The organism is Enterococcus sp. HY326 (genome assembly GCF_026157065.1).
In the GTDB taxonomy this organism is placed as follows: Bacteria; Bacillota; Bacilli; order Lactobacillales; family Enterococcaceae; genus HY326.
This window is the reverse complement of record NZ_JANLGQ010000003.1, coordinates 358049-380654: the sequence shown is the minus strand read 5'-3', so window position 1 is coordinate 380654 and position 22606 is coordinate 358049. Positions and strand designations below refer to the sequence as shown.

Genomic DNA, 22606 nt, shown 5'->3' with positions numbered 1-22606 from the left:
ACAATAAATACCCTGCTTGGTGGCTGTGCCAAGCAGGGTATTTATCTGTTTATCATCTCTACGTCAAATAATTTTTTTATTAATTTGAAAATTAGCAGTCCATACCAACCTATTTATCAGCACTCCAAAAATCAGCGGCTGTGCCCTGCTCCATGCCCATCACAAATTTTTCACGAATATCTCCATAGGTCTCTGAAAGCTGGGTTACCAAATGTTTCATTTCCTCCCGCTTGGTTTTTTTATCTACTGGACAAGGGTTGAAAATCACTGGCAATTCTTCCCTTTTCACAAAGCGCTTGATTTCCATCTCCTCTAGATAAAGCAACGGGCGAATTAAAGTGACGCCGGTTCTTGTCAGATAGCTTTTAGGTTCAAAGCTATTCATTTTCCCATGGAGTAAAAAATTCATAAAATAAGTTTCAATAGCATCATCCAAATGATGCCCCAACGCAACCTTCTGGCAGCCTAATTCTTTTGCTCGGTTATATAAATAGCCTCGGCGCAATTTGGCACACAAGGAGCAAGGCGATTTTTCTTCGCGGATATCAAACACGACTTGGGCAATATTAGTATCCACAACATCTAGTTGATAACCTAATGACTCCACAAAATTTTCTAGAGGTGTTATATCCATTTCAAAGCCCATCGCTAAACTGATTGGCACAATTTCAAAATCAAATCCTAACCGCTGCTGCCGGCGAATCATATCTAAAAAATAGAGCAAACTGGTACTGTCTTTCCCGCCACTCATGCCAATCGCTACTCGGTCCCCCGGTTGAATCATTCCATGATTTAAAATTGCCCGGCGAATCGGATTGTAAAATCGTTGATTATCTTTTTTGACAAACGTCATTCTCTCACCTCAATAGGTTCTTTTCATTTATTATTGCTGAGGAATTTTCAGAAGTCTAGGGAAATTAAAAAAATCTCAGCTAATAAAAAAACTGCTAGCAACAAGTAATACTCCTTCTTGCTGCTAGCAGTTCGTCAAAAATTTCAGCTGTCTCTCTTTATTCGTCTTGATAAAAGCCCATGTCAATACTGTATTGCTCACCACTGACAATGTCGTATTGAATCATTTGGTACTCCTCGTAAATTTCCTCCTGTGGTGTGGAGAGCTGAGCTGTTTCGAACCATTGATTGCCTTGGTAGTACAGTCCTTTTTCAAAGGCTGGTAAGAAATCCTCAACAGCTAACAACATTTCATAAAAACCAGTTGTTGATTGATTGCTTTGACTCAATAAATTAGGCGCAAAGTAAAACGGACTAGTGATGGTATCGTGAGTCTCCTGTTGGCTTAACTCGCCAGCAGAATCATAGATTAGAAATTGTGTCTCATGCAGCGTCGCCCCAGCATTTTCCTCTTGAATCTCATCGGAATAAATTCCCGGTAAATGATCGCCCCAAAACACAACTAGCGTCCGTCGATCTAATTGATTTAACTCTGTCAAAAATTCCTGCAATGCTTCAGAGCTATAGGCAATGTCCTGCAGATAATTATTTAACGAAGCGCTGTTGTCATTGCCGGTGGCGGAATAATTCAAAGTCGAATATTTGCCAGAATACGGCATGTGGGTCTGCATGGTGACGAGATGGACAAACTGTGGCGTCTCATCGGTGCTCAACAGGTCCATAATTTCTGAATAAGCCGCAGCGTCAGAAATATAAGGATTATTTTCAATCGTATCAGTATGGGTCATCGTGTCTTCATATAAAAAGTCATCGAAGCCCAGCTTTTCATAGACATCTTGCCGCTTATACATCGAGGTATTGTAAGGGTGAATGGCCGTCGTTTGATAGCCTCGCCCACTTAATAAGGAAACCATCGACGGTAGCTGGTCGAGATTAGAGACTAACATCGTATACGGTGTGGTCATTTGAACATTCATCAAGCCCATCGACAAACTGGTTAGAGCTTCAAATTCAATGTTGGCAGTCCCGCCGCCGTAATTTTGTGACAGCATTTTTCCGCTGTAGGTTTCATCAGCAACCGCATAATAATCTGCTAAAGGATCCCCTTCAACGGTAATGCCGTTTAAATTGGCTGGGTCTGAAAAGCTTTCACTCATCACATAAATGATATTCGGCTCTTCATCAGTTGCCGTTTGATTGTTTTCCGTTGCTTGGCTTTGATATTTATCGACAATTTCTTGGACGGCTTCTTTGGAATAGCCAGCTGGCTCATCCATCGCATCAACGTTTAAATTATATAAAAAGCCGCCGACAAAGCCGACATTATAATAATTCATCTGCTGGCTGTAGGGAATCCATAGAGCCGTCTTATTATAGGCTTGCCGCAATAAATTGTCTTCATTATTAAAATCACTGAAATAGACTAATAAACCACTGGAAAGAACCAAACCTACTACCCGCAGAATCTGCAGCTTGCGGCCCATTTTAAAACTGCGGTAAATTTGATAGATAAAGACCGCCAAAATTAAAACGGCTAAAATCATCAAGAAGACAAATGGACCAGTGCCGACCATTTCCCGTAATAGTCCGAATTCGACAATCATTTTTAAATCATCAGGATAAATCGGCTCCTCCCGATAGAGCATTTTCAAATAATCCGCATAGCCTAACACGCCAATCACAAACGTATAAAAAATGGCGCCAATAGTGACTGAGCCGGCAATCGACATGATAAAGACTAATAGTGTGCCCAAAACCAGACTACCTAAGAAAAATTTTTCCACATGCCACGAAAAAGCAAATTTAAAAGCTAGACTTGTATCATAATCATTTTGACTCCACTGTAGATAAAGATTACTGATAATCACTAAGATAAACAATAAAACGACCGTCAAAACTAACTTGACGATTGGCTGTTTCAAAAACTGTTTGATTTTTTTTCCTACTGCTTTCACTAGGTCCTCTTTCCTCAGAGCCGGCATTTTAAAATGTCCATCCACAAATGCTTTCCAGCGAAAAAACTGGGGCAACTGTTTACTCCTGCCCCAGAATATTCTGTTGACTCGATTGAGCCTGTGACATTAGTCTTTTTAACAGATGAAATCCCGGACTATCTTATATTTGCTCATGCGGTCCAATAGGTCCTCATCGCAAATTAACAATATTTAGTGGTTTTCACTAGATATCATTCGTAAAATCCGGCCCTCTTCTACCTAATGTCACGGCCTCAAAAAAATCCGCTGTATTTCATAATAGACACGCTTGCTTTATATTTCGCTACCAGACTCGACATTTAACTCTATGTACCAAGACACCTTAACTCAAGTACGAGTCAACATGTCCTGCGTTGATTTATTTCCAAAAATCATCAAAAATTGTGATGGGGAGATGACGTTTGTGGAGCGTCTTTTGCCACCAGCCTTCGATTGTCCCTTGGGCTTTGGCTGAGACCGCCTTGCCTTCTGTGTAATCATCAATCTCATCATAGGTGACACCTAAAGCCGCTTCATCGGCCAAGAGTGGCTGGCCGTCTTCTAAATCAGCAGTCGGTGTTTTCGTGTAGATTTCCGGTGCTGCGCCTAATTCTTTTAAGAGCATTTTCCCCTGACGCTTATTCAAACGAAACAGCGGCAAAATATCCGCCCCGCCATCGCCAAATTTTGTAAAGAAACCGGTAATGTTTTCAGCGGCGTGATCCGTTCCTAAAACGGCGCCGTTTTTTTCGCCGGCAATTCCATATTGAGTAATCATTCTTTGACGGGCTTTGATATTACCTTTATTAAAATCGGTAATTGTGACACCAGCTTCATTTAAAGCTGCGACTTGTGCATCGACAGCTGGCTTAATGTTGACCCGCAGTGTGACGTCCGCTTGAATAAAATCAATGGCCCGCATCGCGTCGGCTTCATCCGCCTGCTCGCCGTAGGGCAAACGCACAGCGATAAATTGATAGCTATCGTCGCCAGTTTCTGCGCGCATTTCAGTCATCGCCAGTTGCGCCAGCTTGCCGGCCAAAGAAGAATCTTGGCCACCGCTGATGCCTAAGACAAAAGTTTTTAAAAATGGGTATTTTTTTAAATAGGCTTTTAAAAAATCGACGCTTTTGCGAATTTCCTCTTTAGGATTAATAGTCGGCTGAACCCCTAATTCAGCAATAATTTCTGTTTGTAATGTCATCATGAAACTCCCTTCATTTTGCATTTTTCAATTGAGATTTTGGACTTCTTTGCGCACTTTTTCAATCAAGCGCATTTTGTGATTCCAGCAGTCAGTGGACAAATCGACTGGGTATTTCTGCGGATTGAGATCACGTTTGTACTCATCCCATAAGGAATCTTTAAGCTGATTAGAATACTCTTTGATTTCATCCAAGCTTGGCAACTCATAGACCCGGTTACCGTCAACAAAAATTTCCTGCATTAACGGTCGGGCTTCAAAATCCCGGACCGTCTTATTGATAAAAGTATGGACGGGATGGAACATAAAGATTTCCTCTTCTAAACGGGGATCTTCCTCCCAAAGTGTTACATAATCCCCTTGACTCTTACCATCAGCCCGGCTAGTAATTCGCCAAACTTGTTTTTTACCGGGAGTGCTGACTTTCTCTGCATTAGAAGATAATTTGATAGTATCTTTCATCTTTCCCTGCTCGTCTTCAATTGAAACTAATTTGAAGACCGCACCTAAAGCCGGTTGGTCGTAAGCCGTAATCAGCTTGGTACCGACACCCCAGACGTCAATCTTAGCCTTTTGCATCTTCAAATTTAAAATTGTTTCCTCATCTAAATCGTTAGAGGCATAAACTTTAGCTTCGGTGTAGCCGGCATCGTTCAATTGCTCCCGGACTTTTTTAGAAATATAGGCCATATCGCCGCTATCAATCCGCACCCCTAAGAAATTAATCTGGTCGCCAAGCTCACGGGCCACTCGAATAGCGTTAGGCACACCCGAGCGCAAAGTATCATAGGTGTCCACCAAAAAGACACAGTCCTTGTGGGTTTTGCCATAAGCCATAAAAGCATCGTAATCATTGCCATAGGATTGGACTAACGAATGGGCATGGGTACCGCTAGCTGGAATCCCAAAAATTTTTCCTGCCCGGACATTCGAAGTTGCATCGGCCCCACCGATATAAGCTGCACGAGTCCCCCAAATGGCCGCATCTAATTCTTGAGCACGACGCGTTCCAAATTCTAGTAAGGGTTCATCGCCGACGACTGATTTAATTCTAGCCGCCTTAGTCGCAATTAGCGTTTGAAAATTAATAATATTTAACAGCGCTGTTTCCACAAGCTGGCAATGCGCCAAAGGACCTTCCACTTGAACAATCGGTTCATTGTTAAAGACGATGTCCCCTTCTAAAGCCGAACGGACGGTGCATTTAAATTTAAAATTTTTCAAATAGGCTAAAAATTCTTCTGAATAGCCGCTGACCTCCCGTAAATAATCGAGGTCGCTCTCAGAAAAAGTTAGATTTTCTAAATAATTGACCAAGCGTTCTAAACCGGCAAAAATCGCATAACCATTGCGAAAAGGCATATCCCGAAAATAACACTCAAATACTGCATGCAAGTCTGCTCGCCCTAAATCAAAGTAGGTTTGCATCATATTGATTTGATACAAATCCGTATGCAAGGTCAAACTGTCATCTGCATAGTTTTTATTCATCTTGAAACTCCCCTGTCATTTATTTAACTGCTATTATAACAAAAAACTTTTAAACAGTAGCCAATAACGCAAAACTTCTTACAGAAAACACTTAAAACTGCTGAAAATTTCAATAAAAAATGAAAAGAGTCTGCCGTATCAGCCGCTATCCAATCAAAAAAATCAAAACAAGCCTCAAAGAACTGCCGAATTAGATTGATTTAGCTTTAAACGCTAAACTTACCAAGCTTTCTAGCAAATTTCTTTTCTACATCTGAGCCACTGATTTTCAGATGAGCCAGCTGCGCCTTATTTTGATAATTTCTTTCGATAGCACTGATACTAACAGGCTCTCTATCTTTTAGTCTTGTGTCACGGCTTTTTGGATAACAACAAAATCCTTTGCTGTAAATTCCAAGCCCTGTGCGGCCATTTTTTCTAATACGCCGTCCAGGTAGATGCAATCGCCGCCCTTGACTCCTGCTAACAACTTGTCGCAAACAAAATCAATTTCGGTCTGCTCAATTTTCCGGCTTTTATTAAAAAGCACGAGGACAATCGAATCAAAGGTGTCCACCTTCAAGATAGTCGTCCGATCCAAAGTATAAATTTCATAGGATTTAATCCGCACATTGTCAAATAAATAAGAACAAATGATGGGATAGACACGTCTCAAGGACACGCTGGTGTTTAACTGGCTTTTGATTAATTTCATAAACTAAATCCTCTCTTTACAGTCGCCTTAATCTTCTGGTACCGACATTTCAATTACCACAATATCCTTGCGGGGCTGTGTAAATTTAAAACCGGCTTGGGTCATCTTTTCCTTGACTCCTACGGTAACTTTGACCTGCTCTCTAGTCGCATGCAAGAGCCGATGAATCGTGAAGTCGACCTCTTGTTTGGTGATTTTTTTCTTGGTATTAATCATGACAATCCTAATGACATCATACAAATCCGCATAGATAATTTGATTGCGGTCCAATGAGTACATTTTGTAAAATTTAACTGCCCGTGAATCAAAAATATACTTGGTAATATTGGGATAGGTATTTTCCAAATTTAAATTGGAATTAATCGGTGTTTCAATTAATTTCATACTCTCAATCCTCCAGTTATGAATAATTTATTATACATCAACTTTCAAAAAAAATTGACCATAACCCCTTGACCTTTACCTAACGTCAAGGTTTAAACTAATATTAGCCAGAAAAACTGCGAGGAGACTTAAAATGGAATACACGGTGCAAAAACTTGCAAAATTATCTGGAGTCAGCTCCCGCACGCTGCGCTATTATGACCAAATTGCTCTTTTGAAGCCGGCTCGTCTTAATTCAGCAGGTTACCGTATTTATGGTAAAAATGAAGTCAACCGGCTGCAGCAAATTCTTTTTTATCGGCAATTAGAATTTTCTTTAGAGGAGATTCAAAAAATTCTCGATCAAAAGGATTTTGATTATCAACAGGCGTTACAGCAGCATTATCAGCAACTGTTAGCCAAAAGAGAGCAAATTGATTTATTATTGCAGACCGTCAGTGAAACGTTAGCTTATTATAAAGGAGAAAAAGACATGCAAGATTCAGAAAAATTCGCCGCTTTTAAAACCGCCAAACTAGCGGAAAATCAAAGAAAATATGGTGCCGAATTAAAAGAAAAATATCCAGTCGAGCAATTGACTAGTGCCAATCAAAAATGGCAGGAACTGACAGAAAGTCAATTTGCTGGGCTGCAGGCAGCTGAAAATACGCTGATTGACACCCTCAATCAATTATTGACAACAGCTACGCCTGCGATTCCCAGTCCGCTGGCCGAAGCGGCCTTTACCGCCCATAAAAAATGGCTGACACTAGCAGCTCCATTTTATTCAGGAGAGTATCATAAAAATTTAGCCTTGATGTATGTTGAGGACCCCCGCTTTGCCAAGTATTACAATGAAAAAACTGAGAAGGATTCGGTGGCTTTACTTAAACAAATTATTGATTATTATGCGTGAAGTTACTCCGTTAAAACAATGTAGTGAACGCATTCTAAAACAAAAAAAAGACTGTTGCAGTCAGCTGTCAGCAAAAGATTTTGCCGACCTATTTTCGCTAACATCGTCGAAAATAGGTCGGCTCTATCTGCTATATGACAGACTGGCTGCTCCAGTCTTTTATTGATTACTCCGGAGGATAAATTCATAGGGCATTGAATAAACACCCTTTTTAGCTTGGATTGCCAATTCAAAGGCCGTGCTGCCGCATTCAATTAAATGATGATCAATCGTTGAGATATTCAGGACATCGCTGATAAAAAGATTTTCTCGGCCAATTAGTAATTCCATTTCCGGCATAAGCATCCGAATTCCAGCGGCCACCAAGTCACCGTTGGTAAAAATCCCATCCACCTGCCGTTCTTTAAAAAACGGCACTGCCTCTTTACCGTCCTCAATAGTTAAACTGTTCCAAAAAATATTTTCTTCACTAAAATCTTCAAAAATCTCATGACATAATTGCACCGTAATTTTTGAACTATAACTCAACGTCCGACTACGGCCAAGAGTCACTCCCGGATTACGCACCCCTTGAGCCTTCAAATAATTAAGGGCCTCCGTCAGAGAATCAATGCGGTTGATAAACGTACAGCCATCGGTTAATTCGGGAATATCCTCACAAAAAACAATCCGGCCATAATCCAAATAAGGAAAGATATCAACTAATTTATTGGCTCGTGAAGTTAAAATCAAGCCATCAAAACTTTTAGCTGCTAACTGCTGCAGATACTTTTTCTCCGTTTCCGGGTCATATTTTGTCGGCAGCAGGGTAATTTGATAGCCATAATCAAAGGCTGTTGTCATAATGCCGCTTATTAATTGGTCAAAATAAGGGTGATTCACATAGGGAACAATCACTCCAATATTTTTAGTTTTCCCAGAGCTCAACACCTGAGCTGTTCGATTGGGAATATAATTGACCTCTGCCATCACTTTTAAAATTTCTTGACGTTTTTTTTCGTCAACATAAGGATTATTGTTGATAACACGAGAAATCGTGGCGACCGAATAACCGGTAAGTTTAGCGATATCACGGATATTGGCCATCTTATTGCCCTCCTGATTTTGCAAGTAAACAATTTTTACTTAATTTGTAAACGACTTGTTTAGATTCATCTATTCGTTTAACAGGAAACGATGAAAGTTGCAGCTAAACGCTGATTTAACTCGCTACCGCCGTCAAATGTTCCTGTAGATATTCTACCACACCTAATCCGTAACACTGAAATTGATACAAGCTGTGCTCATAATAAAAGCTAATGCCATCCACACCAAAGAAATCAGTTGTATCTAGATGGCTGATTTTAGCTAACGGAATTTCACAAATTGCCTTTTGGTAAAATCCACGAGGTTGCTGCAACACCATTTTACCAGCTGAAAAATCAATGATTGCATAGAAAAAATTTGTTTCCTTGGCATCGGTAATTTTCACATACGTATACATAACATCATCCTTCTTTCATTATAATAAGTTTTTTTACTGATTTAAGTATAAGTTATGAAACGCGTACCAGAGCAAGCAAAATATTTTAGAAATTTTGCTTTTTTTACAGCAAGAAACCCTCTAAGAATCGACTGAACAGCCGTTTTAGAGGGTAATTTTAATTATTTTTATAAAAATTCACATCGCCAGACTTTTACTTAAAGGACTGACAAAGTTCTTATTGAATAGAAAAACTAAAAATGAAATAGCAACTGCAAATTATCAAAGTAGTTGCTCAAAATGTTCAATTTTTTCAGGAACTCTTATTCCCATAAATTATCCACCACTTGCGATGCAAGCGGAAGCGCTACTCGTTGAACATTGATTAAATGCCGATATGTTAGGTTTTCAGAAATAATATTATTTCCCCATGAGCCGCAGCCTAAAGAAGAGGTTGGATTTAATCCGTTAGTCGGCGAACCGCCCGCGTCAATGGTCGGCTGATTAACCACCACTCGGCTGACAGGTAATGTCAAACCTGTATACACTATGTGCTCCTGATTATTTGAAAACAGCCCTGCTGAATGACCCGCTCCTTCTAATAAAAGATTCGCCTTTGCATACTCAACGACATCTTCAAAGGCTTCATAGCTTTTCATCACGAGAACTGGACACATTTTTTCTTTATTGAATAATTCTGCTGACCCGATTCCCGCAACCTTCACAGCAATAATTTCAGTATCTTTTGGCACCAATAAACCAGCCGCTTTAGCAATTACCTCAGGATATTGACCAATCATGTCAGGATTTGTGCGCCCCGCTGGAAAAATTATTTCCCGCAAACGGCTAACCTCCGCTTCATCGGTAAAGATGGCAGTTTTTTGATTTTCTAAGGCTGTAAAAAGTTCTGCTTCTTTTTCTGCTGGATAAAATAAGCTCTGCTGACAGGCGCACACAATGCCATTGTCAAAGGAACGACCGACAACAGTCAATTCAGCAGCCGTCGCCACATCAAAATCACGATCTAAAATCGCTTGAACATTTCCCGGTCCTACGCCGAAAGCTGGTTTTCCGCTCGAGTAAGCAGACTTAACCAAGCCCGGTCCACCGGTTGCCACAATGACATCACTTTTTTTCATCAGTTCTTGAGATAACTCAATGTTAGGCTCTTCAATCACCTGTAGTAAATCAGCCGGTGCAGCGACGCTAACTAAAGCTTCCCGCATCAGACGGAGGGTTTCTGTCGTCGTTTTTTTTGAACGAGGATGGGGTGAAACAATCATTGCATTGCGACCTTTGATTGCCATTAGCCCATTGCCTAACGGGGTAATCGTTGGATTCGTTGTCGGCGTTACCGAGCCGACAACCCCCATGGGATGAGCAATTTCAATCAGGCCGGCTTCAGGAATTTCCCGCAGGACACCAACAGATTTTTTCCCCACTAGACTGCTGTATATATTCGTCGCCATGCCGATATTTTTGTTGATTTTATGATCCACACGACCTAAGCCGGTTTCTGCTTGAGCGAGTTTTGCTAGCGGCTCTGCGTTATCAAAAATTGCTTTTGCAATTACTTTGGTTAAAGCATCGACTTGTTCTTGGGAATAATCATGAATTTCTGCCATCGCCCGTCTGGCCTTTACAACCATTTCTTCTATTGAAACTGCCTGTTTTTCCTCCACAGCCATTTTATCTTGCTCCCTTCAAATTTAAGATATAAATTTGGATGTATGTCACCTCTATCATAACACAATTAAAACGCTATCATTTTCGGTGAAATAAAAAACTTGCTGCCTATCGACAACAAGTGAGCATCAAGTTTTTTATTAAACTCAAAATTTTTCGTAATTAGTTTTGCATCGTTTTTTTGTCGGTTAGAGGATACCAAAACTATACAGCCTTAAATTTTTAAACACCTGCACACTAGCTATCCTGTTTGGCTACTTGTTGCCAACGCCAACGGGTCATTTCCTGAATTAAATCATAGGGAATTTCCTTGGTGAAAGGAAATTGAATAGCTCCTTTTGAGGTCTTATAAGGACTCAAAGCCTCTGCAAAATTTTCAATAGTCACCGGTGTCGGATAAAATCCCAAGTGTTTTTTGGCCGCTGCAAAGTGAACTAGGTTTTCTTTGTAAAAATAAGTTGGCATCCCATATTTAATGGTTTCTTCGGCCTCCGGCAGTGTTTCTTGGATAAGTTTGCGGACCCGAACTAGAATTTCTTGAATCTCTGGAGGAAATTGCGCAATGTACTCTGCTACTGTTGTTATCGCCATCGTATCACCTTTTCTACTAAATTTATTACCCTAATGATAGACTAGCCCAGTCAATTAAGCAAAAATTGCTCAACAGAAAGTAAATAGCCGAATTAAAAAAACTTTGACGAGCCCTCAGAAATCCTTTATCGTGAACATACACCATTTTTTAAAGGAAGCAGAGTAAATGATAAAAAAATTGGACACAATCACCTCAGAAAACTTAGCCGAATTAACTGACATCTGGCTGAAAGGAAACATTGAGGCACACGATTTTATTGCTGATGAGTATTGGGAAAGCCAACTGCCACTTGTAAGCAAACTTTTGCCAGCTGCAACGCTGCTTGTTGAAGAACGGGCTGGAACAATCGTTGGTTTTCTAGGACTTCAAGAAAATTACATTGCCGGCTTATTCGTCTTAAAAGAATTTCGTCGTTTAGGCATCGGCCAGTCCCTGCTAGATTATGCAAAAACTCAACATAGTCAGCTCAACTTATCCGTGTATCAAAAAAATACAGACGCCCGCCAATTTTATCAGAAAAATGGCTTCAAACTGATAGCTAAAGAGCTTGATCAGTCCACCCAAGAAATTGAATTGCAGCTGAGCTGGCACAGTTCAGCCGATTGAAAGGAGCAGACGATGCCATTAATTGTCTTAATTGGTGCCCAAGCCGTCGGAAAAATGACGGTAGGCAAAGAATTAGAAAAAAAGATTGACGGTCGGCTTTTGTTCAACCATCAAACTCTGGATGTTTTTGCTAACTTTTTAGGGTATAACCAAAAAACCTTTGCCTTATCAGACCAAATGCGGAAAGCTTTGTTTCAGGCTTTCGTGGAAAATCAAGGCCATAATCAGACGAAGACAATCATTTTTACCGTGATGATTAATTTTGATGATGCTGATGACCGAGAATTTCTGCAGGATATTGCGGCAATTTTTCTTTCAAAGAACCAAGATGTCTATTTTGTCGAGTTAACAGCCGAGCTAGCAACCCGCCTAGAGCGCAATCGTCACGAGGAACGGTTATCCGCCAAACCTTCAAAAAGAGATCTCGACTTTTCCCGCAACGAGTTGTTAAACAGCCATCAAAAAATGCGTTTAGAAACTCAGCCTCAAGAATTAACTGAGCTTTTTCCAGCAATCAAAACGTTAAAAATCGAGACTACGTTTTTAGAGCCAGCTGAAACCGTTGCAAAAATTGTCGACTACTGGCAACTGACATAGGGAGTTTATGGGAATGAAAAAAACCGACTACGCTTGGAATGCCCATGAACAAAAACAATTTGGCAAAGAGCTTATTTCAAATACACCAAAAATAAAAATTTTTGATAACGCTAAATTGCGCCGGACCTTAGCACTTGATTTAGAAAAATTACCGCAAAACTTATTAGCTGAATGGGCTCTGGAAAATGCTGAGCCCTTTTTAAGCTATCTGGATGTCTCCTTTATGGAAGAGCAACGAATTGAATTTGCTAAAGAGGCACTAAAAAAACGATTAGCGGGCAAGCTCTCAGCTGCTGAACTTCGAAAAGCTGGATTTTTAGCAAACCAATTGGCCAAGGAAGCTACGACAGAAATCGGCAAAGCAGCTGCTCGGGTCTTTGCTCAAGCGATTGCTGTTGGTCACATGCGGGGACATGCTTTGATCTCTGCAGATTACGGAGTAAAAACCATTAACCTCTTGTATCCATATCAGCTAGCACCAGTCAGCCAGCTTAGGCAACAACAAATTGCTTCTGCTCGTATTTTTTTAGAAAAATATTTTTGACACGACTGTGACAGCAGTTAAAACAGAACTAAATTCAATGAAAAATCGCTAATAAGAATTCTTAAATAACTTCCTCTATGATTTGCCAGAACAGAGTACAAAAACGCATAACTTCTTAACTTGTAGATTTGCTGGCGAAAAAATAAGACATTCCAATATTTCATCTTTCAAAAAATGACAAGCACCGTCTATTTTTCATAAATTCTTTTGAAAAGAGATTAACTGAAAATAATTGTCAGCGTAAAAAAATCCCGACAGGCAATCAATCGAGCCAATTTTCCTGCTACCGCCAACTCAGTTTTAAAAAAACTGCATATTCATAATAAAAGATTTATCTTATACTGAGAAGATGGAGGTGAGGTCTGATGGCCAATTTAAAAATCAAAGAAATGTCCATCCAACTCGCAAATCAAATGGTTTTAGAACACTTGGATTTAGAATTGAATGCCGCTGAAATTATCGGCGTTGTAACCACAAATCAATTGCGGCATGCTCATTTCTTCAATCATTTCACCCGACACTTTCCAGAAAGTAAAGTGACAGCTCAACGCCCGACCTTTCCCAAAAGAATTTTCTTCACTGCTGATTGCAACCACTTAAAAATCAACTTAACGCCATTGGAATTGCTTAACTGTATGGAAATAAACAGCAAAAGTTATCGCCGTCTTCAAAAATTTTTAGCTGCCGCTCCTTCTCAGCAGCCCTCTTTGAAGCAGCCCAACACAGCTTCTGAAACCTTCAATCTGAGGATTAACGGCTTTTTTGTTAGTGAGACGCCGATTTTAACCCTCCAACAAAATCTTCAGGGGACCAGTCAAAGCAGCGTCAAAGAAATTATCGCCAGTTTTAGTCATTCCAAAGACCGTAGCAAAATTTTCTTTATGCCCGCTAAAGCCAATGACCCTCAAGTGATTTCAAAACGAACCTTGCATCTAAAAAAACAACGTCGTTTAGAGACTGCTTCCGCCGTCCCACATCAAATATCAGCCCAAACCTATCACGCAATTTATACTTGATGCGTTCAACTTATTTTTGCTTTTCTACTAAAGTTTTATAAGATTCTGCTGCCGTCCTTTAGACCCTCAACTATTGCCAGAGCACATCATTTTTATTATCAACAGTTTTTAATTTCTGAAAGGATTCTTTACGAACTGCGAATTAGCAATTTTTTCAAATAAAAAAATAAAAAACCTGTCCATCCCTTCAGAGAAAACTCATGAAAGAGATGAACAGGTCTATTTTTTAATTAAGGTTATGATGTAATACTTAAATTACATCATTCCTCCCATGCCCATTGACGGATCCATTGCAGGAGCCGCAGGAGCAGCTGGTTCTGGTTTATCCGCAACAACTGCTTCAGTGGTTAACAATAATGCAGCAACAGAAGCAGCATTTTGTAAAGCAGAACGAGTTACTTTAGTTGGGTCAACAATCCCAGCGTCTAACATGTTCACCCATTCGCCAGTCGCAGCGTTGAAACCAACGCCTAATTCAGCGCTTTTTAGTTTGTCGATAATCACTGAGCCTTCATAACCGGCATTTTCAGCGATTTGACGAACTGGTTCTTCCAAAGCCCGCAAGACAATTTTAACACCCGTTGCTTCGTCGCCTTCAGCAGCTACAGCCGCAACTTTATCAATCACGTTGACCAAAGCAGTTCCCCCACCGGAAACCATTCCTTCTTCAACAGCAGCCCGCGTAGCATTCAAAGCATCTTCAATGCGCAATTTCAATTCTTTTAATTCAGTTTCAGTTGGCGCACCTACTTTAATGACTGCAACACCGCCAGCTAATTTAGCCAAGCGTTCTTGTAATTTTTCCCGATCGAAATCAGAAGTTGTATCGGCAATTTGATTTTTAATCAATTGCACGCGAGCGTCAATTGCTGCTTTTTCGCCGCCGCCTTCAACAACAGTTGTATTGTCTTTATCAACAACCACTTTGCTAGCAACACCTAGATTTTCGATAGTAGCATCTTTTAATTCTAAACCTAAATCTTCAGTGATCACAGTACCGCCAGTTAATACAGCAATATCTTCTAACATTGCTTTACGGCGATCGCCAAAGCCAGGAGCTTTAACAGCGACAACGTTAAAGGTGCCACGGATTTTGTTCAATACCAAAGTAGGTAAAGCTTCGCCATCCACGTCATCTGCAATGATTAACAATGGTTTAGATTGTTGTAAAATTTGTTCTAACAATGGCAAGATATCTTGGATGTTAGAGATTTTTTTATCCGTGATTAAAATGTAAGGATTGTCTAAAACAGCTTCCATTTTATCATTGTCAGTCACCATGTATTGGGATAAGTAGCCACGGTCAAATTGCATACCTTCCACGACATCTAATTCAGTTTCAATCCCTTTGGATTCTTCAATCGTGATAACACCATCGTTACCAACTTTTTCCATAGCGTCGGCAATGTATTGACCAACTTGTTCTGAGCCAGAAGAAACAGAACCAACTTGGGCAATCGCTTCTTTTGAATCAACAATGGAAGAAATGCTGTGTAATTCTTCAACAGCAGCTTTAGTTGCCAATTCAATCCCACGGCGAATACCTAGAGGATTCGCACCAGCTGTGACGTTCTTCAAGCCTTCGTGAACGATAGCTTGCGTTAACAAAGTAGCTGTTGTCGTACCGTCACCAGCGATATCGTTGGTTTTTGAAGCAACTTCGGAAACTAATTTAGCTCCCATGTTTTCAAAGTGGTCTTCTAATTCGATTTCTTTGGCGATGGTCACACCATCATTGGTAATTAAAGGAGAACCGTAAGATTTTTCTAAAACGACGTTCCGTCCTTTTGGTCCTAATGTTACTTTTACTGTATCTGCTAATTTATCTACTCCGCGGAGCATTGCAGCACGAGCATCTTCAGCAAATTTAATTTCTTTAGCCATGATTTATTTCACCTCATAATTTTTTAGTTCAATCTGTTTTTTTATTCAACAATTGCGATGATGTCTTTACCAGACACAATCAAATATTCCGTACCTTCAAATTTCACTTCTGTGCCAGCATACTTTTCAAACATCACAGTATCGCCAACTTTTACAGAGGTAGGAACTTTTTCGCCATTGTCTAATAAGCGGCCTTCACCAACAGCAATGACTGATCCAGTTTGGGGTTTTTCCTTCGCTGCAGAAGCGAGAACAATTCCTCCAACAGTTTTTTCTTCTTCACTTGCGACTTGAATAATGACGCGATCGCCTAAAGGTTTTAACACGATAAATCCCTCCATCAAAAATTAGTTTTTAGCACTCTTAACTATCGAGTGCTAACTCACAATTCATATGATACTCATTTCTTTAAAACTTTGCAAGTTTTTCGTTCGTTTTTTTAAGAAAATTTTTAAGGTCCAACTTTTAGCTGGGACTATGCTATAATTCTTCTTATTAAAAAAGTTTGCAGGAATCCAAGGAAAAGGAGTTTCATTATGTCAATTCGCAAATATGGCCTTTTAACCATTATATTATGGTTTTTTGCTTTTACGTCATCCATCACTTTTTATTGGTTAGGAATTTTCCAATCAGGGAATCAGCCAATCAACGCTTTAACGGCTGTTTACTTGGGGATGGCCCTCGTTTTAATCGCCCTCTATCTTTTCCAAAGAAAACAAGGAGCGCCCTTAGAATTTGAAAAGAAACCGATGCATTGGGTGCTGTTAGTCGCTATTGGCTTCTTAAGCATCTGGGGAGCGCTCTTTTTACAGCTGATAGTAAATTCGATTGAGTCGGCCATCTCTGGTGAGCTGACGGTTTCAGAGAATACTCAAAATTTAGTGACCTTAATAAAAAGTGCCCCCATCTTCTTATTAGCCACAGCAGTTGGCGGACCGATTATGGAGGAATTTGTTTTTCGCCGGGCGATTCCCGGTATTATTGCTAGCTTCCCCTTTCGCTTCACTAATTTTTGGGTGGGAGCGGTTATTAGTTCGATTATCTTTGCCTTCGCCCACAGCGATGGCCATTTAGCTGTTTATTTTTTCTTAGGGATGTTCTTTTGCTTCCTTTTTAAAAAAACCGGCAGCATTTGGACGCCGATTATTGCCCATGCGGGAATGAATGCCCTCGTTTTATTTGCCCAAATTCTACTGCAAAATCTTACTTAAAGGAGTCTGCCATGTCTAATCAACAAGCTTTATTAGTCATTGATTTACAAAACGGTGTCTGTTACGGTCAAGATGAATTATTTGGCCTTGAGCCGCTTTTAAAAAAAGTCAATCAGCGAATTGATGATTATAGAAATCAGCATCTACCGATAATTTTTATCCAGCATGAAGATGAAGAACTGGTGAAAGGCAGCGAGTCGTGGCAATTGGTTCCTCAATTGAAAAATCTGCCGGAAGATTATTATGTCGGTAAGACCCACGCCAATAGTTTTTATCAAACAAATTTACAGGAGCTATTGCAAGAATTGGCAATCAAGAACTTAGAGATTGTAGGCGCTCAAACACAATACTGTGTCGACAGCACCATTAAGTTTGCCCACGGATTAGGCTATACTCTTTTTCTGCAGCGAAACGGTACCTCTACCCTTGATAATCCTTTTATGACTGCGGCAACAACCATTGCCTTTTACGAGGATTTATGGGATCAACGCTTTGCAACCTTTCTATAAAAATAAAAAAAACGCTGAATGAAGCGGCTCAACCGTTAGCATAACTAAGCTAACAGGTTGGCTGGCTAATCATTCAGCGTTTGTTAAATTGCAAAGAGGCTTGTCGCTTCATCTGGATCGGTATCGTAAATCCGGAAATCATAATTGACTCCTAGACCTTTTTCAGTCAAGGTATTTTCCATTGTCAAATGAGCGAGTTCTTTCATATTGTTTTCTTTACTCAAGTGCCCCAAATAAATTCGTTTTGTGCGGTCCCCTAAAATATCTGTCATCACTAAGGCACCATCTTCATTGGACAAATGGCCTTTGTCCCCTAAAATGCGTTGTTTTAAACTCCAAGGGTAGCCCCCCATCCGCAGCATTTCTAAATCGTGATTGCTTTCAACTAGATACGCATCCGCATCCTTGACTACTCCCCGCAGATGGTCGCTAGCATAACCGGTATCCGTCAAAATCACAAAAGATTTTCCATCTTTGTAAAAGCGATAAAACTGTGGCGCTATCGCATCATGGGAGACACCAAAGCTCTCGATATCCATATCGCCAAGTGTGAGAACTTTGCCCATTTCAAAAATATTCTTCTGCTCCAACGGCACATTGCCAATCATGCCGTCCATCGCCTGCCAGGTTTTTTCATTGGCATAAATGTCCAGCTTATATTTGCGGGCTAAAACGCCGACGCCGTGAATGTGATCACGATGTTCATGGGTCACAAAAATGCCGTCTAAATCTTCGGGATTCCTGCCGACAGAGGCTAAGAGACTGGTAATTTTTTTGCCGCTTAAGCCGGCATCTACTAAGAATTTTTTTTCGGCTGATTCAATATATAAGGAGTTGCCGGTACTGCCACTGGCTAAGACACTCACTTGAAAAGCTGCTGCTTGCTTCATGTTCAAAAAAACTTCCTTCCGCTTTGGTTCAGGACTCATTATACACGGCTTTCCCTTAACTTTCTACCACTGTTAAGCTGGAATTTGTAATGACTGAGTTGCTGATGGCATTGACACTTTCATACTGGACGCCAGTTTCACCGCTGCGACTGACCGCTACAAACCAGACCGGCACATAAACACTTTTTTCCCGCAATTGAATGATGCGGGAGTATGCTAATTTAGTCCATAAAATTTCGGAATCTTGCGGCAGTCGACTATTGGTATATAAGGTCGCCACAGCTTCCCGCTCAGAAATTAATTCCATCCGCTCCCGCAAGGTTTCAATATTGCTGATATGAGTCACACGATAGCTGTCAATGCGATACGTTTCATTGTCACTGCTCTCCGTCAAAGTTAATTCCAGCTGAGCTGTCGGATCACTGCTGTCAAAAAAAGAAATACCTTCATAGCTTTGACTGGCAATCGCCGTATTCGTCTCATCACTAAAGGTCGAGAGGTCTTCTTGGTAAGTATAATCTGTTCCAAAGGGGACGAGATTTCTTTGGGCAATGAACGCCACAATCCCGTCTGCTAATTCATCCGTGTTGACAATTTGTGGATTGGTCAACTGGCTGGTCAAGATATTATCCGTCGTACTAGTGCGGGTAAATAAATCAGAATTGCCACTTTCTTCCCGCAATTGTCTCAAGGCTTCAGGCCAACTAGTTTGTTCTCCACTGAGATAATAGCCCTCCATTTTCTCCCGAGAAAAATCTCCTGAATAGGTAATATTATTCGTGCTCAGTAAAGTTTCGATTGATTCTGTTTGTGGTGTGTTAGTAGCAGTTGCTAAGGCATTGGTATTATTGCGATACAGAGCGAACAAAAATAAATTCAAGCCGATAAAAGCAATCACAAAAACAATCTCAATTCGTTTGAAATTCACTTAGTTCACCTCCGCATCTGCTAATGTATCCAGCAATTCCCGCATCGAATACCACTTCTTGTCATAGCGAATATACCATTCCGGTTTTAAATCCACCACTCGGTCAACATCCCGAATCGCTTCCCAGGTATAGCCGATAATCACCGAAGTAGCTAGCGTCAAATCGCCGCCTGCCGCTTGTATTTCACTGCGAACAGTTTCCGTGCTGGGTAAAATTTCCGTTTCATCTGTTGGAATTGGCACTTGAATCGTGCGGGTACTTGTATTGATGGAGACCGATAAATTATCCTCTAACGGATTATCCTCCACCTCGACGCCCACCAAGCCTTGCCAATTTTGACCAAAAACCGGATAACCCTCCACAAAAACTCGATAGTTTAGCTGGTCGTCCTCCCGATCAAAATAACGCAAATTACCGACATTTGAGCCTAGCTTAGAAATATAAGCAAAGCTTTGATTAAATTCATCCGTTAATCCATCGGTAACCGGCAGTTCGCCATGAAATTCTGCTAGCTGTTTGTCGCTGTCAATTTCTAAACGCTCTTGACCGCTGATAAAGGTCGTGGCACTCTCGTTAGTCACATCACTTGGGTCTTGGAAAAAAGCATTTCTGAATAAAGTGGAAGACTGGGTGGATAAAATATAACTGTAGTTGCTCAACTCAATCGTTTCACTACTATTGTATTGCCCAGTCGTCGAAGTTTCATCCAAACTAACAGCTGTCCAATTCAAACTATTGTCGTCTAAAATCTGTTGGTAGCTGCTAGCCGTACCTGAAAAAGTCATTTGCATATAGGCATTCGCCCCGTAGCTGATAAACTTTACTACTTGATTGTCAAAATCTAACTGGACTTTGGAAAAATAAAACCCTTCACTCTCTTCGCTGTTATCTGCTTCGATTTTAAAAGTTGCTAGATAATCGCTTAATAAATAGCTCCCTTGATAGCTGAATTCCAAGCCGTTTTGAATCATTTGGCTGCTAACAAAATTTTCATCATCACTAGTTTCTAACGTCAGCTCGCCAAAAATATTCGTCGAGAGTAAATCATGAATTTGGCCAATGGCAGTCTCACTTTGACTGCCGCTAGCTACACCATCCACCAGCTGAATCATTTTCAAAGGTAGAAAGACGTCATCGGCATTTCGGCTATTTTGATTTTCTGTGTTGACGGCAGTATTCCGAGTCTCGCTGCTGGTATTGGCTGGGCTGAGCCAAATGTTATAGGACAAGAAAATACTGAGGGCAATCAGCAGGACTAACGCCAAACGAATTAATTTATCTGAAAGTTTCATTCCCACCAATCCTCCTCATAAGGCTCATAAGGTAATGCAATGTAAAATGTTGAGCCCCGATTTTCTTGGCTTTCTGCCCAGATGGAACCGCCATGGGCTTTGACAACCTCTCTGGATATGGCTAGCCCCAGACCGGTTCCTCCTTGAGCCCTTGCTCGTGCTTTATCCACCCGATAAAAGCGATCAAAAACTCGTCCCAAATCCTTGCGGGGAATTCCCAAGCCCTGATCAGACACACTGAAAATAATATTGTTGTGGGTTTCAATTAAACGCACGGTAATCGTACCGCCATCTGGTGAATATTTAATTGCATTGTTCATAATATTGTCGATGACTTGAATCATCTTGTCGGTATCAATTTCCACCCACAAATTTCTTTGGGTGAATTCCCGGCGAATCACGTATTCCTTTTCTTGACTGCTGACCATCATATCAAAGCGATCCAAGACAAAGTTGACTAACTCAGTGAAATTAACAAATTCCCGCTGCAGTGTCGTAGTGGTCCCCACATCCATGCGGGACAAATCCAGCAGGTCGTTGATCATCCGAATCATCCGGTCCGTTTCTTCTAAAGTGACCTTTAAAAATTGGGGAGCCACTTCTTCATCCTGCCAAGCACCTTCACTCAGCGCTTCAATATAACTGCGCATGCTAGTTAAAGGTGTCCGCAATTCGTGGGACACGTTTGAAACAAATTCCCGCCGCTCTTGTTCGGTCCGCTCCTGTTCGGTAACATCATGAATAACCGCAACCAAGCCGCTGATAAAACCAGATTCTCTGCGAAGCATCGAAAAATTAACTTTTAAAATCAATTGATTTTCCCGCCGGTCAGATTCCGAGCGGTCTAATAATAAGTCTTTGGTTTCTTCCAATAAACGCCGCAGACTGTAATCCTCTTGAATATTTAACAGAGTTAAAATAGATTCCCCGACAGCTTCTTCACTGGTTATACCTAATAATGACAACGCCGTTTCATTAATTGTAATTACTGTGCCTCGACGATCGGTGGCAATAACTCCATCGGTCATATGAGTCAAGACACTATCCAAACGATTACGCTCAGCCTCCATTGAATCTTGAGTTTCTTCAATTCTCTCTGACAGCTGATTAAAGCTTTCCCCTAACTGACTCAACTCATCTTTTCCGTAAACTTGCACTCGACCAGAATAATCCCCATTAGCAACCCGCATAGCATGCAGCCGCATTTCCTCAATCGGCTGGGTAATCGAGCGAGAGACCCACAAGGCTACAATAATTGAAATTACCGCTGCAATTAAAGACGCACTAAAAAAAATAAAAGCTGTTTTGCTAATTTCAGCATACTGGCTTTCAACATTGCTTCGGATATAGACCGCCCCAAGATTACCGGCGTTAGACTGAATCGGATAAACGTTAATGTAGACCCGTTCATTATTTTCATCCACCTGCTGTTCATTGAGGACATCAAAATCATTTAAGACGGCATAATCATTTTTCTGCCCGACTAAACTAGTCCCACTGGTTTCATTAGTGGCTAGAATCGTACTTTCAGCATTAATGACCCGCACTTCAATGATATCGGTCATATTCATATTATTAATAACCTGTTGGACTTCGCTACTTAAATCATCAAAATTTTCGCCGCTCTCACTGTTGTTTAAAACAGTGCCCACGTTTGACGCTAAAGCCGAAGTCCGCTGGTTCATGTCATTATAAAAAGATGTGATGGTGGTGTTTTCCAAATTACTGATAAAATAAGCCCCAATAATTTCGATTGAAATCACTAAAATCAAAATAAATGTCAGGGCAATTTTAAAGTTAACCGACTGAAAAAAACGCACTCTTTTTTGCATCGC

The 22606-nt window shown here is 40.7% G+C and carries 23 protein-coding genes; 7 read left to right on the top strand and 16 right to left on the bottom strand.

Annotation, left to right across the window (positions count from 1 at the left end; all coding sequences use genetic code 11):
• Positions 1–109: 109 nt before the first annotated feature.
• From ORH16_RS09615 to ORH16_RS09590, 6 genes are all read right to left on the bottom strand, one after another.
• Complete coding sequence (locus ORH16_RS09615; protein ID WP_265458367.1) at positions 110–853, bottom strand: tRNA 2-thiocytidine biosynthesis TtcA family protein; 744 nt, start codon at positions 851–853, stop codon at positions 110–112.
• A gap of 157 nt (positions 854–1010) precedes the next feature.
• The gene (locus ORH16_RS09610) at positions 1011–2894 is read right to left on the bottom strand and encodes an LTA synthase family protein (protein ID WP_416207856.1); all 1884 of its coding nucleotides are present in this window, start codon (positions 2892–2894) and stop codon (positions 1011–1013) included.
• A 370-nt stretch (positions 2895–3264) separates the two neighbouring features.
• Positions 3265–4089: an ammonia-dependent NAD(+) synthetase gene (nadE, locus tag ORH16_RS09605; RefSeq protein WP_265458366.1), complete on the bottom strand. Its 825-nt coding sequence runs from the start codon at positions 4087–4089 to the stop codon at positions 3265–3267.
• 27 nt (positions 4090–4116) lie between these two features.
• Positions 4117–5580 carry a nicotinate phosphoribosyltransferase gene (locus ORH16_RS09600; protein WP_265458365.1) on the bottom strand — a complete coding sequence of 488 codons (1464 nt, stop codon included), beginning with the start codon at positions 5578–5580 and terminating at the stop codon, positions 4117–4119.
• A gap of 340 nt (positions 5581–5920) precedes the next feature.
• On the bottom strand, positions 5921–6274 hold the full coding sequence (locus tag ORH16_RS09595; protein WP_265458363.1) for a DUF1827 family protein: 354 nt from the start codon (positions 6272–6274) through the stop codon (positions 5921–5923).
• Between the two features lie 27 nt (positions 6275–6301).
• Positions 6302–6658, bottom strand: coding sequence for a DUF1827 family protein (locus ORH16_RS09590; RefSeq protein ID WP_265458362.1), 357 nt, complete (start codon positions 6656–6658; stop codon positions 6302–6304).
• 133 nt (positions 6659–6791) lie between these two features.
• On the opposite strand from ORH16_RS09590, the gene ORH16_RS09585 reads away from it, so the two are divergent.
• A complete protein-coding gene (locus tag ORH16_RS09585; protein WP_265458360.1) occupies positions 6792–7553 on the top strand; it encodes a MerR family transcriptional regulator in 762 nt (253 codons plus the stop codon).
• Between the two features lie 159 nt (positions 7554–7712).
• Here ORH16_RS09585 and ORH16_RS09580 read toward each other — a convergent pair whose 3' ends face one another.
• The 4 genes from ORH16_RS09580 to ORH16_RS09565 all read right to left on the bottom strand — a co-directional run bounded on the left by ORH16_RS09580 (position 7713) and on the right by ORH16_RS09565 (position 11286).
• Complete coding sequence (locus ORH16_RS09580; protein WP_265458358.1) at positions 7713–8639, bottom strand: LacI family DNA-binding transcriptional regulator; 927 nt, start codon at positions 8637–8639, stop codon at positions 7713–7715.
• Positions 8640–8754: 115 nt separating this feature from the next.
• Positions 8755–9036 (bottom strand): hypothetical protein, encoded by a 282-nt coding sequence (locus ORH16_RS09575; protein WP_265458357.1) that lies wholly within the window; start codon positions 9034–9036, stop codon positions 8755–8757.
• 302 nt (positions 9037–9338) lie between these two features.
• Positions 9339–10703 (bottom strand): aldehyde dehydrogenase family protein, encoded by a 1365-nt coding sequence (locus ORH16_RS09570; RefSeq protein ID WP_265458355.1) that lies wholly within the window; start codon positions 10701–10703, stop codon positions 9339–9341.
• Positions 10704–10938: 235 nt separating this feature from the next.
• Positions 10939–11286 carry an iron chaperone gene (locus ORH16_RS09565; RefSeq protein ID WP_265458755.1) on the bottom strand — a complete coding sequence of 116 codons (348 nt, stop codon included), beginning with the start codon at positions 11284–11286 and terminating at the stop codon, positions 10939–10941.
• 172 nt (positions 11287–11458) lie between these two features.
• Between ORH16_RS09565 and ORH16_RS09560 the strand changes: the two genes are divergently transcribed.
• The 4 genes from ORH16_RS09560 (at position 11459) to ORH16_RS09545 (ending at position 14056) form a co-directional block, all read left to right on the top strand.
• The gene (locus tag ORH16_RS09560) at positions 11459–11899 is read left to right on the top strand and encodes a GNAT family N-acetyltransferase (RefSeq protein WP_265458353.1); all 441 of its coding nucleotides are present in this window, start codon (positions 11459–11461) and stop codon (positions 11897–11899) included.
• A gap of 12 nt (positions 11900–11911) precedes the next feature.
• A complete protein-coding gene (locus tag ORH16_RS09555; RefSeq protein WP_265458351.1) occupies positions 11912–12496 on the top strand; it encodes an AAA family ATPase in 585 nt (194 codons plus the stop codon).
• Between the two features lie 13 nt (positions 12497–12509).
• Positions 12510–13040, top strand: a complete 531-nt coding sequence (locus tag ORH16_RS09550) for a putative immunity protein (RefSeq protein WP_265458349.1) — start codon at positions 12510–12512, stop codon at positions 13038–13040.
• A gap of 365 nt (positions 13041–13405) precedes the next feature.
• Complete coding sequence (locus ORH16_RS09545) at positions 13406–14056, top strand: hypothetical protein (RefSeq protein WP_265458347.1); 651 nt, start codon at positions 13406–13408, stop codon at positions 14054–14056.
• Positions 14057–14311: 255 nt separating this feature from the next.
• Here ORH16_RS09545 and groL read toward each other — a convergent pair whose 3' ends face one another.
• Together groL and groES are read right to left on the bottom strand one after the other, a co-directional pair.
• Positions 14312–15940, bottom strand: coding sequence for a chaperonin GroEL (groL, locus tag ORH16_RS09540; protein ID WP_265458345.1), 1629 nt, complete (start codon positions 15938–15940; stop codon positions 14312–14314).
• Positions 15941–15981: 41 nt separating this feature from the next.
• Positions 15982–16266, bottom strand: a complete 285-nt coding sequence (gene groES, locus ORH16_RS09535; RefSeq protein ID WP_265458343.1) for a co-chaperone GroES — start codon at positions 16264–16266, stop codon at positions 15982–15984.
• A 210-nt stretch (positions 16267–16476) separates the two neighbouring features.
• Between groES and ORH16_RS09530 the strand changes: the two genes are divergently transcribed.
• Entirely contained in the window at positions 16477–17151 is a 675-nt protein-coding gene (locus ORH16_RS09530; RefSeq protein ID WP_265458341.1) for a CPBP family intramembrane glutamic endopeptidase, read from the top strand.
• A gap of 11 nt (positions 17152–17162) precedes the next feature.
• Positions 17163–17660 (top strand): cysteine hydrolase family protein, encoded by a 498-nt coding sequence (locus tag ORH16_RS09525; protein ID WP_265458339.1) that lies wholly within the window; start codon positions 17163–17165, stop codon positions 17658–17660.
• Positions 17661–17743: 83 nt separating this feature from the next.
• Here the strand turns inward: ORH16_RS09525 and ORH16_RS09520 are convergent, their stop codons facing one another.
• Genes ORH16_RS09520 through walK form a run of 4 tightly spaced genes read right to left on the bottom strand, consistent with a single transcriptional unit; the run spans position 17744 to position 22603 of the window.
• The gene (locus tag ORH16_RS09520; RefSeq protein ID WP_265458337.1) at positions 17744–18550 is read right to left on the bottom strand and encodes an MBL fold metallo-hydrolase; all 807 of its coding nucleotides are present in this window, start codon (positions 18548–18550) and stop codon (positions 17744–17746) included.
• 55 nt (positions 18551–18605) lie between these two features.
• Entirely contained in the window at positions 18606–19478 is an 873-nt protein-coding gene (locus tag ORH16_RS09515; RefSeq protein WP_265458335.1) for a two-component system regulatory protein YycI, read from the bottom strand.
• Positions 19479–20771, bottom strand: a complete 1293-nt coding sequence (locus ORH16_RS09510) for a YycH family regulatory protein (RefSeq protein ID WP_265458333.1) — start codon at positions 20769–20771, stop codon at positions 19479–19481.
• Positions 20768–22603 (bottom strand): cell wall metabolism sensor histidine kinase WalK, encoded by a 1836-nt coding sequence (walK, locus tag ORH16_RS09505; protein ID WP_265458331.1) that lies wholly within the window; start codon positions 22601–22603, stop codon positions 20768–20770. The genes ORH16_RS09510 and walK overlap by 4 nt, the downstream gene beginning before the upstream one ends.
• Positions 22604–22606: the final 3 nt, after the last annotated feature.

Bases quoted from the DNA above. Each gene is read 5' to 3' on its own strand.
- ORH16_RS09585 (WP_265458360.1), top strand. From the start codon at position 6,792: ATGGAATACACGGTGCAAAAACTTGCAAAATTATCTGGAGTCAGCTCC.
- ORH16_RS09600 (WP_265458365.1), bottom strand. From the start codon at position 5,580: ATGAATAAAAACTATGCAGATGACAGTTTGACCTTGCATACGGATTTG.
- ORH16_RS09530 (WP_265458341.1), top strand. From the start codon at position 16,477: ATGTCAATTCGCAAATATGGCCTTTTAACCATTATATTATGGTTTTTT.
- ORH16_RS09595 (WP_265458363.1), bottom strand. From the start codon at position 6,274: ATGAAATTAATCAAAAGCCAGTTAAACACCAGCGTGTCCTTGAGACGT.
- ORH16_RS09575 (WP_265458357.1), bottom strand. From the start codon at position 9,036: ATGTATACGTATGTGAAAATTACCGATGCCAAGGAAACAAATTTTTTC.
- ORH16_RS09525 (WP_265458339.1), top strand. From the start codon at position 17,163: ATGTCTAATCAACAAGCTTTATTAGTCATTGATTTACAAAACGGTGTC.
- ORH16_RS09545 (WP_265458347.1), top strand. From the start codon at position 13,406: ATGGCCAATTTAAAAATCAAAGAAATGTCCATCCAACTCGCAAATCAA.
- ORH16_RS09615 (WP_265458367.1), bottom strand. From the start codon at position 853: ATGACGTTTGTCAAAAAAGATAATCAACGATTTTACAATCCGATTCGC.
- nadE (WP_265458366.1), bottom strand. From the start codon at position 4,089: ATGACATTACAAACAGAAATTATTGCTGAATTAGGGGTTCAGCCGACT.
- ORH16_RS09580 (WP_265458358.1), bottom strand. From the start codon at position 8,639: ATGGCCAATATCCGTGATATCGCTAAACTTACCGGTTATTCGGTCGCC.
- walK (WP_265458331.1), bottom strand. From the start codon at position 22,603: ATGCAAAAAAGAGTGCGTTTTTTTCAGTCGGTTAACTTTAAAATTGCC.
- ORH16_RS09555 (WP_265458351.1), top strand. From the start codon at position 11,912: ATGCCATTAATTGTCTTAATTGGTGCCCAAGCCGTCGGAAAAATGACG.
- ORH16_RS09520 (WP_265458337.1), bottom strand. From the start codon at position 18,550: ATGAAGCAAGCAGCAGCTTTTCAAGTGAGTGTCTTAGCCAGTGGCAGT.
- ORH16_RS09570 (WP_265458355.1), bottom strand. From the start codon at position 10,703: ATGGCTGTGGAGGAAAAACAGGCAGTTTCAATAGAAGAAATGGTTGTA.
- ORH16_RS09550 (WP_265458349.1), top strand. From the start codon at position 12,510: ATGAAAAAAACCGACTACGCTTGGAATGCCCATGAACAAAAACAATTT.
- ORH16_RS09590 (WP_265458362.1), bottom strand. From the start codon at position 6,658: ATGAAATTAATTGAAACACCGATTAATTCCAATTTAAATTTGGAAAAT.
- ORH16_RS09560 (WP_265458353.1), top strand. From the start codon at position 11,459: ATGATAAAAAAATTGGACACAATCACCTCAGAAAACTTAGCCGAATTA.
- groL (WP_265458345.1), bottom strand. From the start codon at position 15,940: ATGGCTAAAGAAATTAAATTTGCTGAAGATGCTCGTGCTGCAATGCTC.
- ORH16_RS09510 (WP_265458333.1), bottom strand. From the start codon at position 20,771: ATGAAACTTTCAGATAAATTAATTCGTTTGGCGTTAGTCCTGCTGATT.
- ORH16_RS09610 (WP_416207856.1), bottom strand. From the start codon at position 2,894: ATGCCGGCTCTGAGGAAAGAGGACCTAGTGAAAGCAGTAGGAAAAAAA.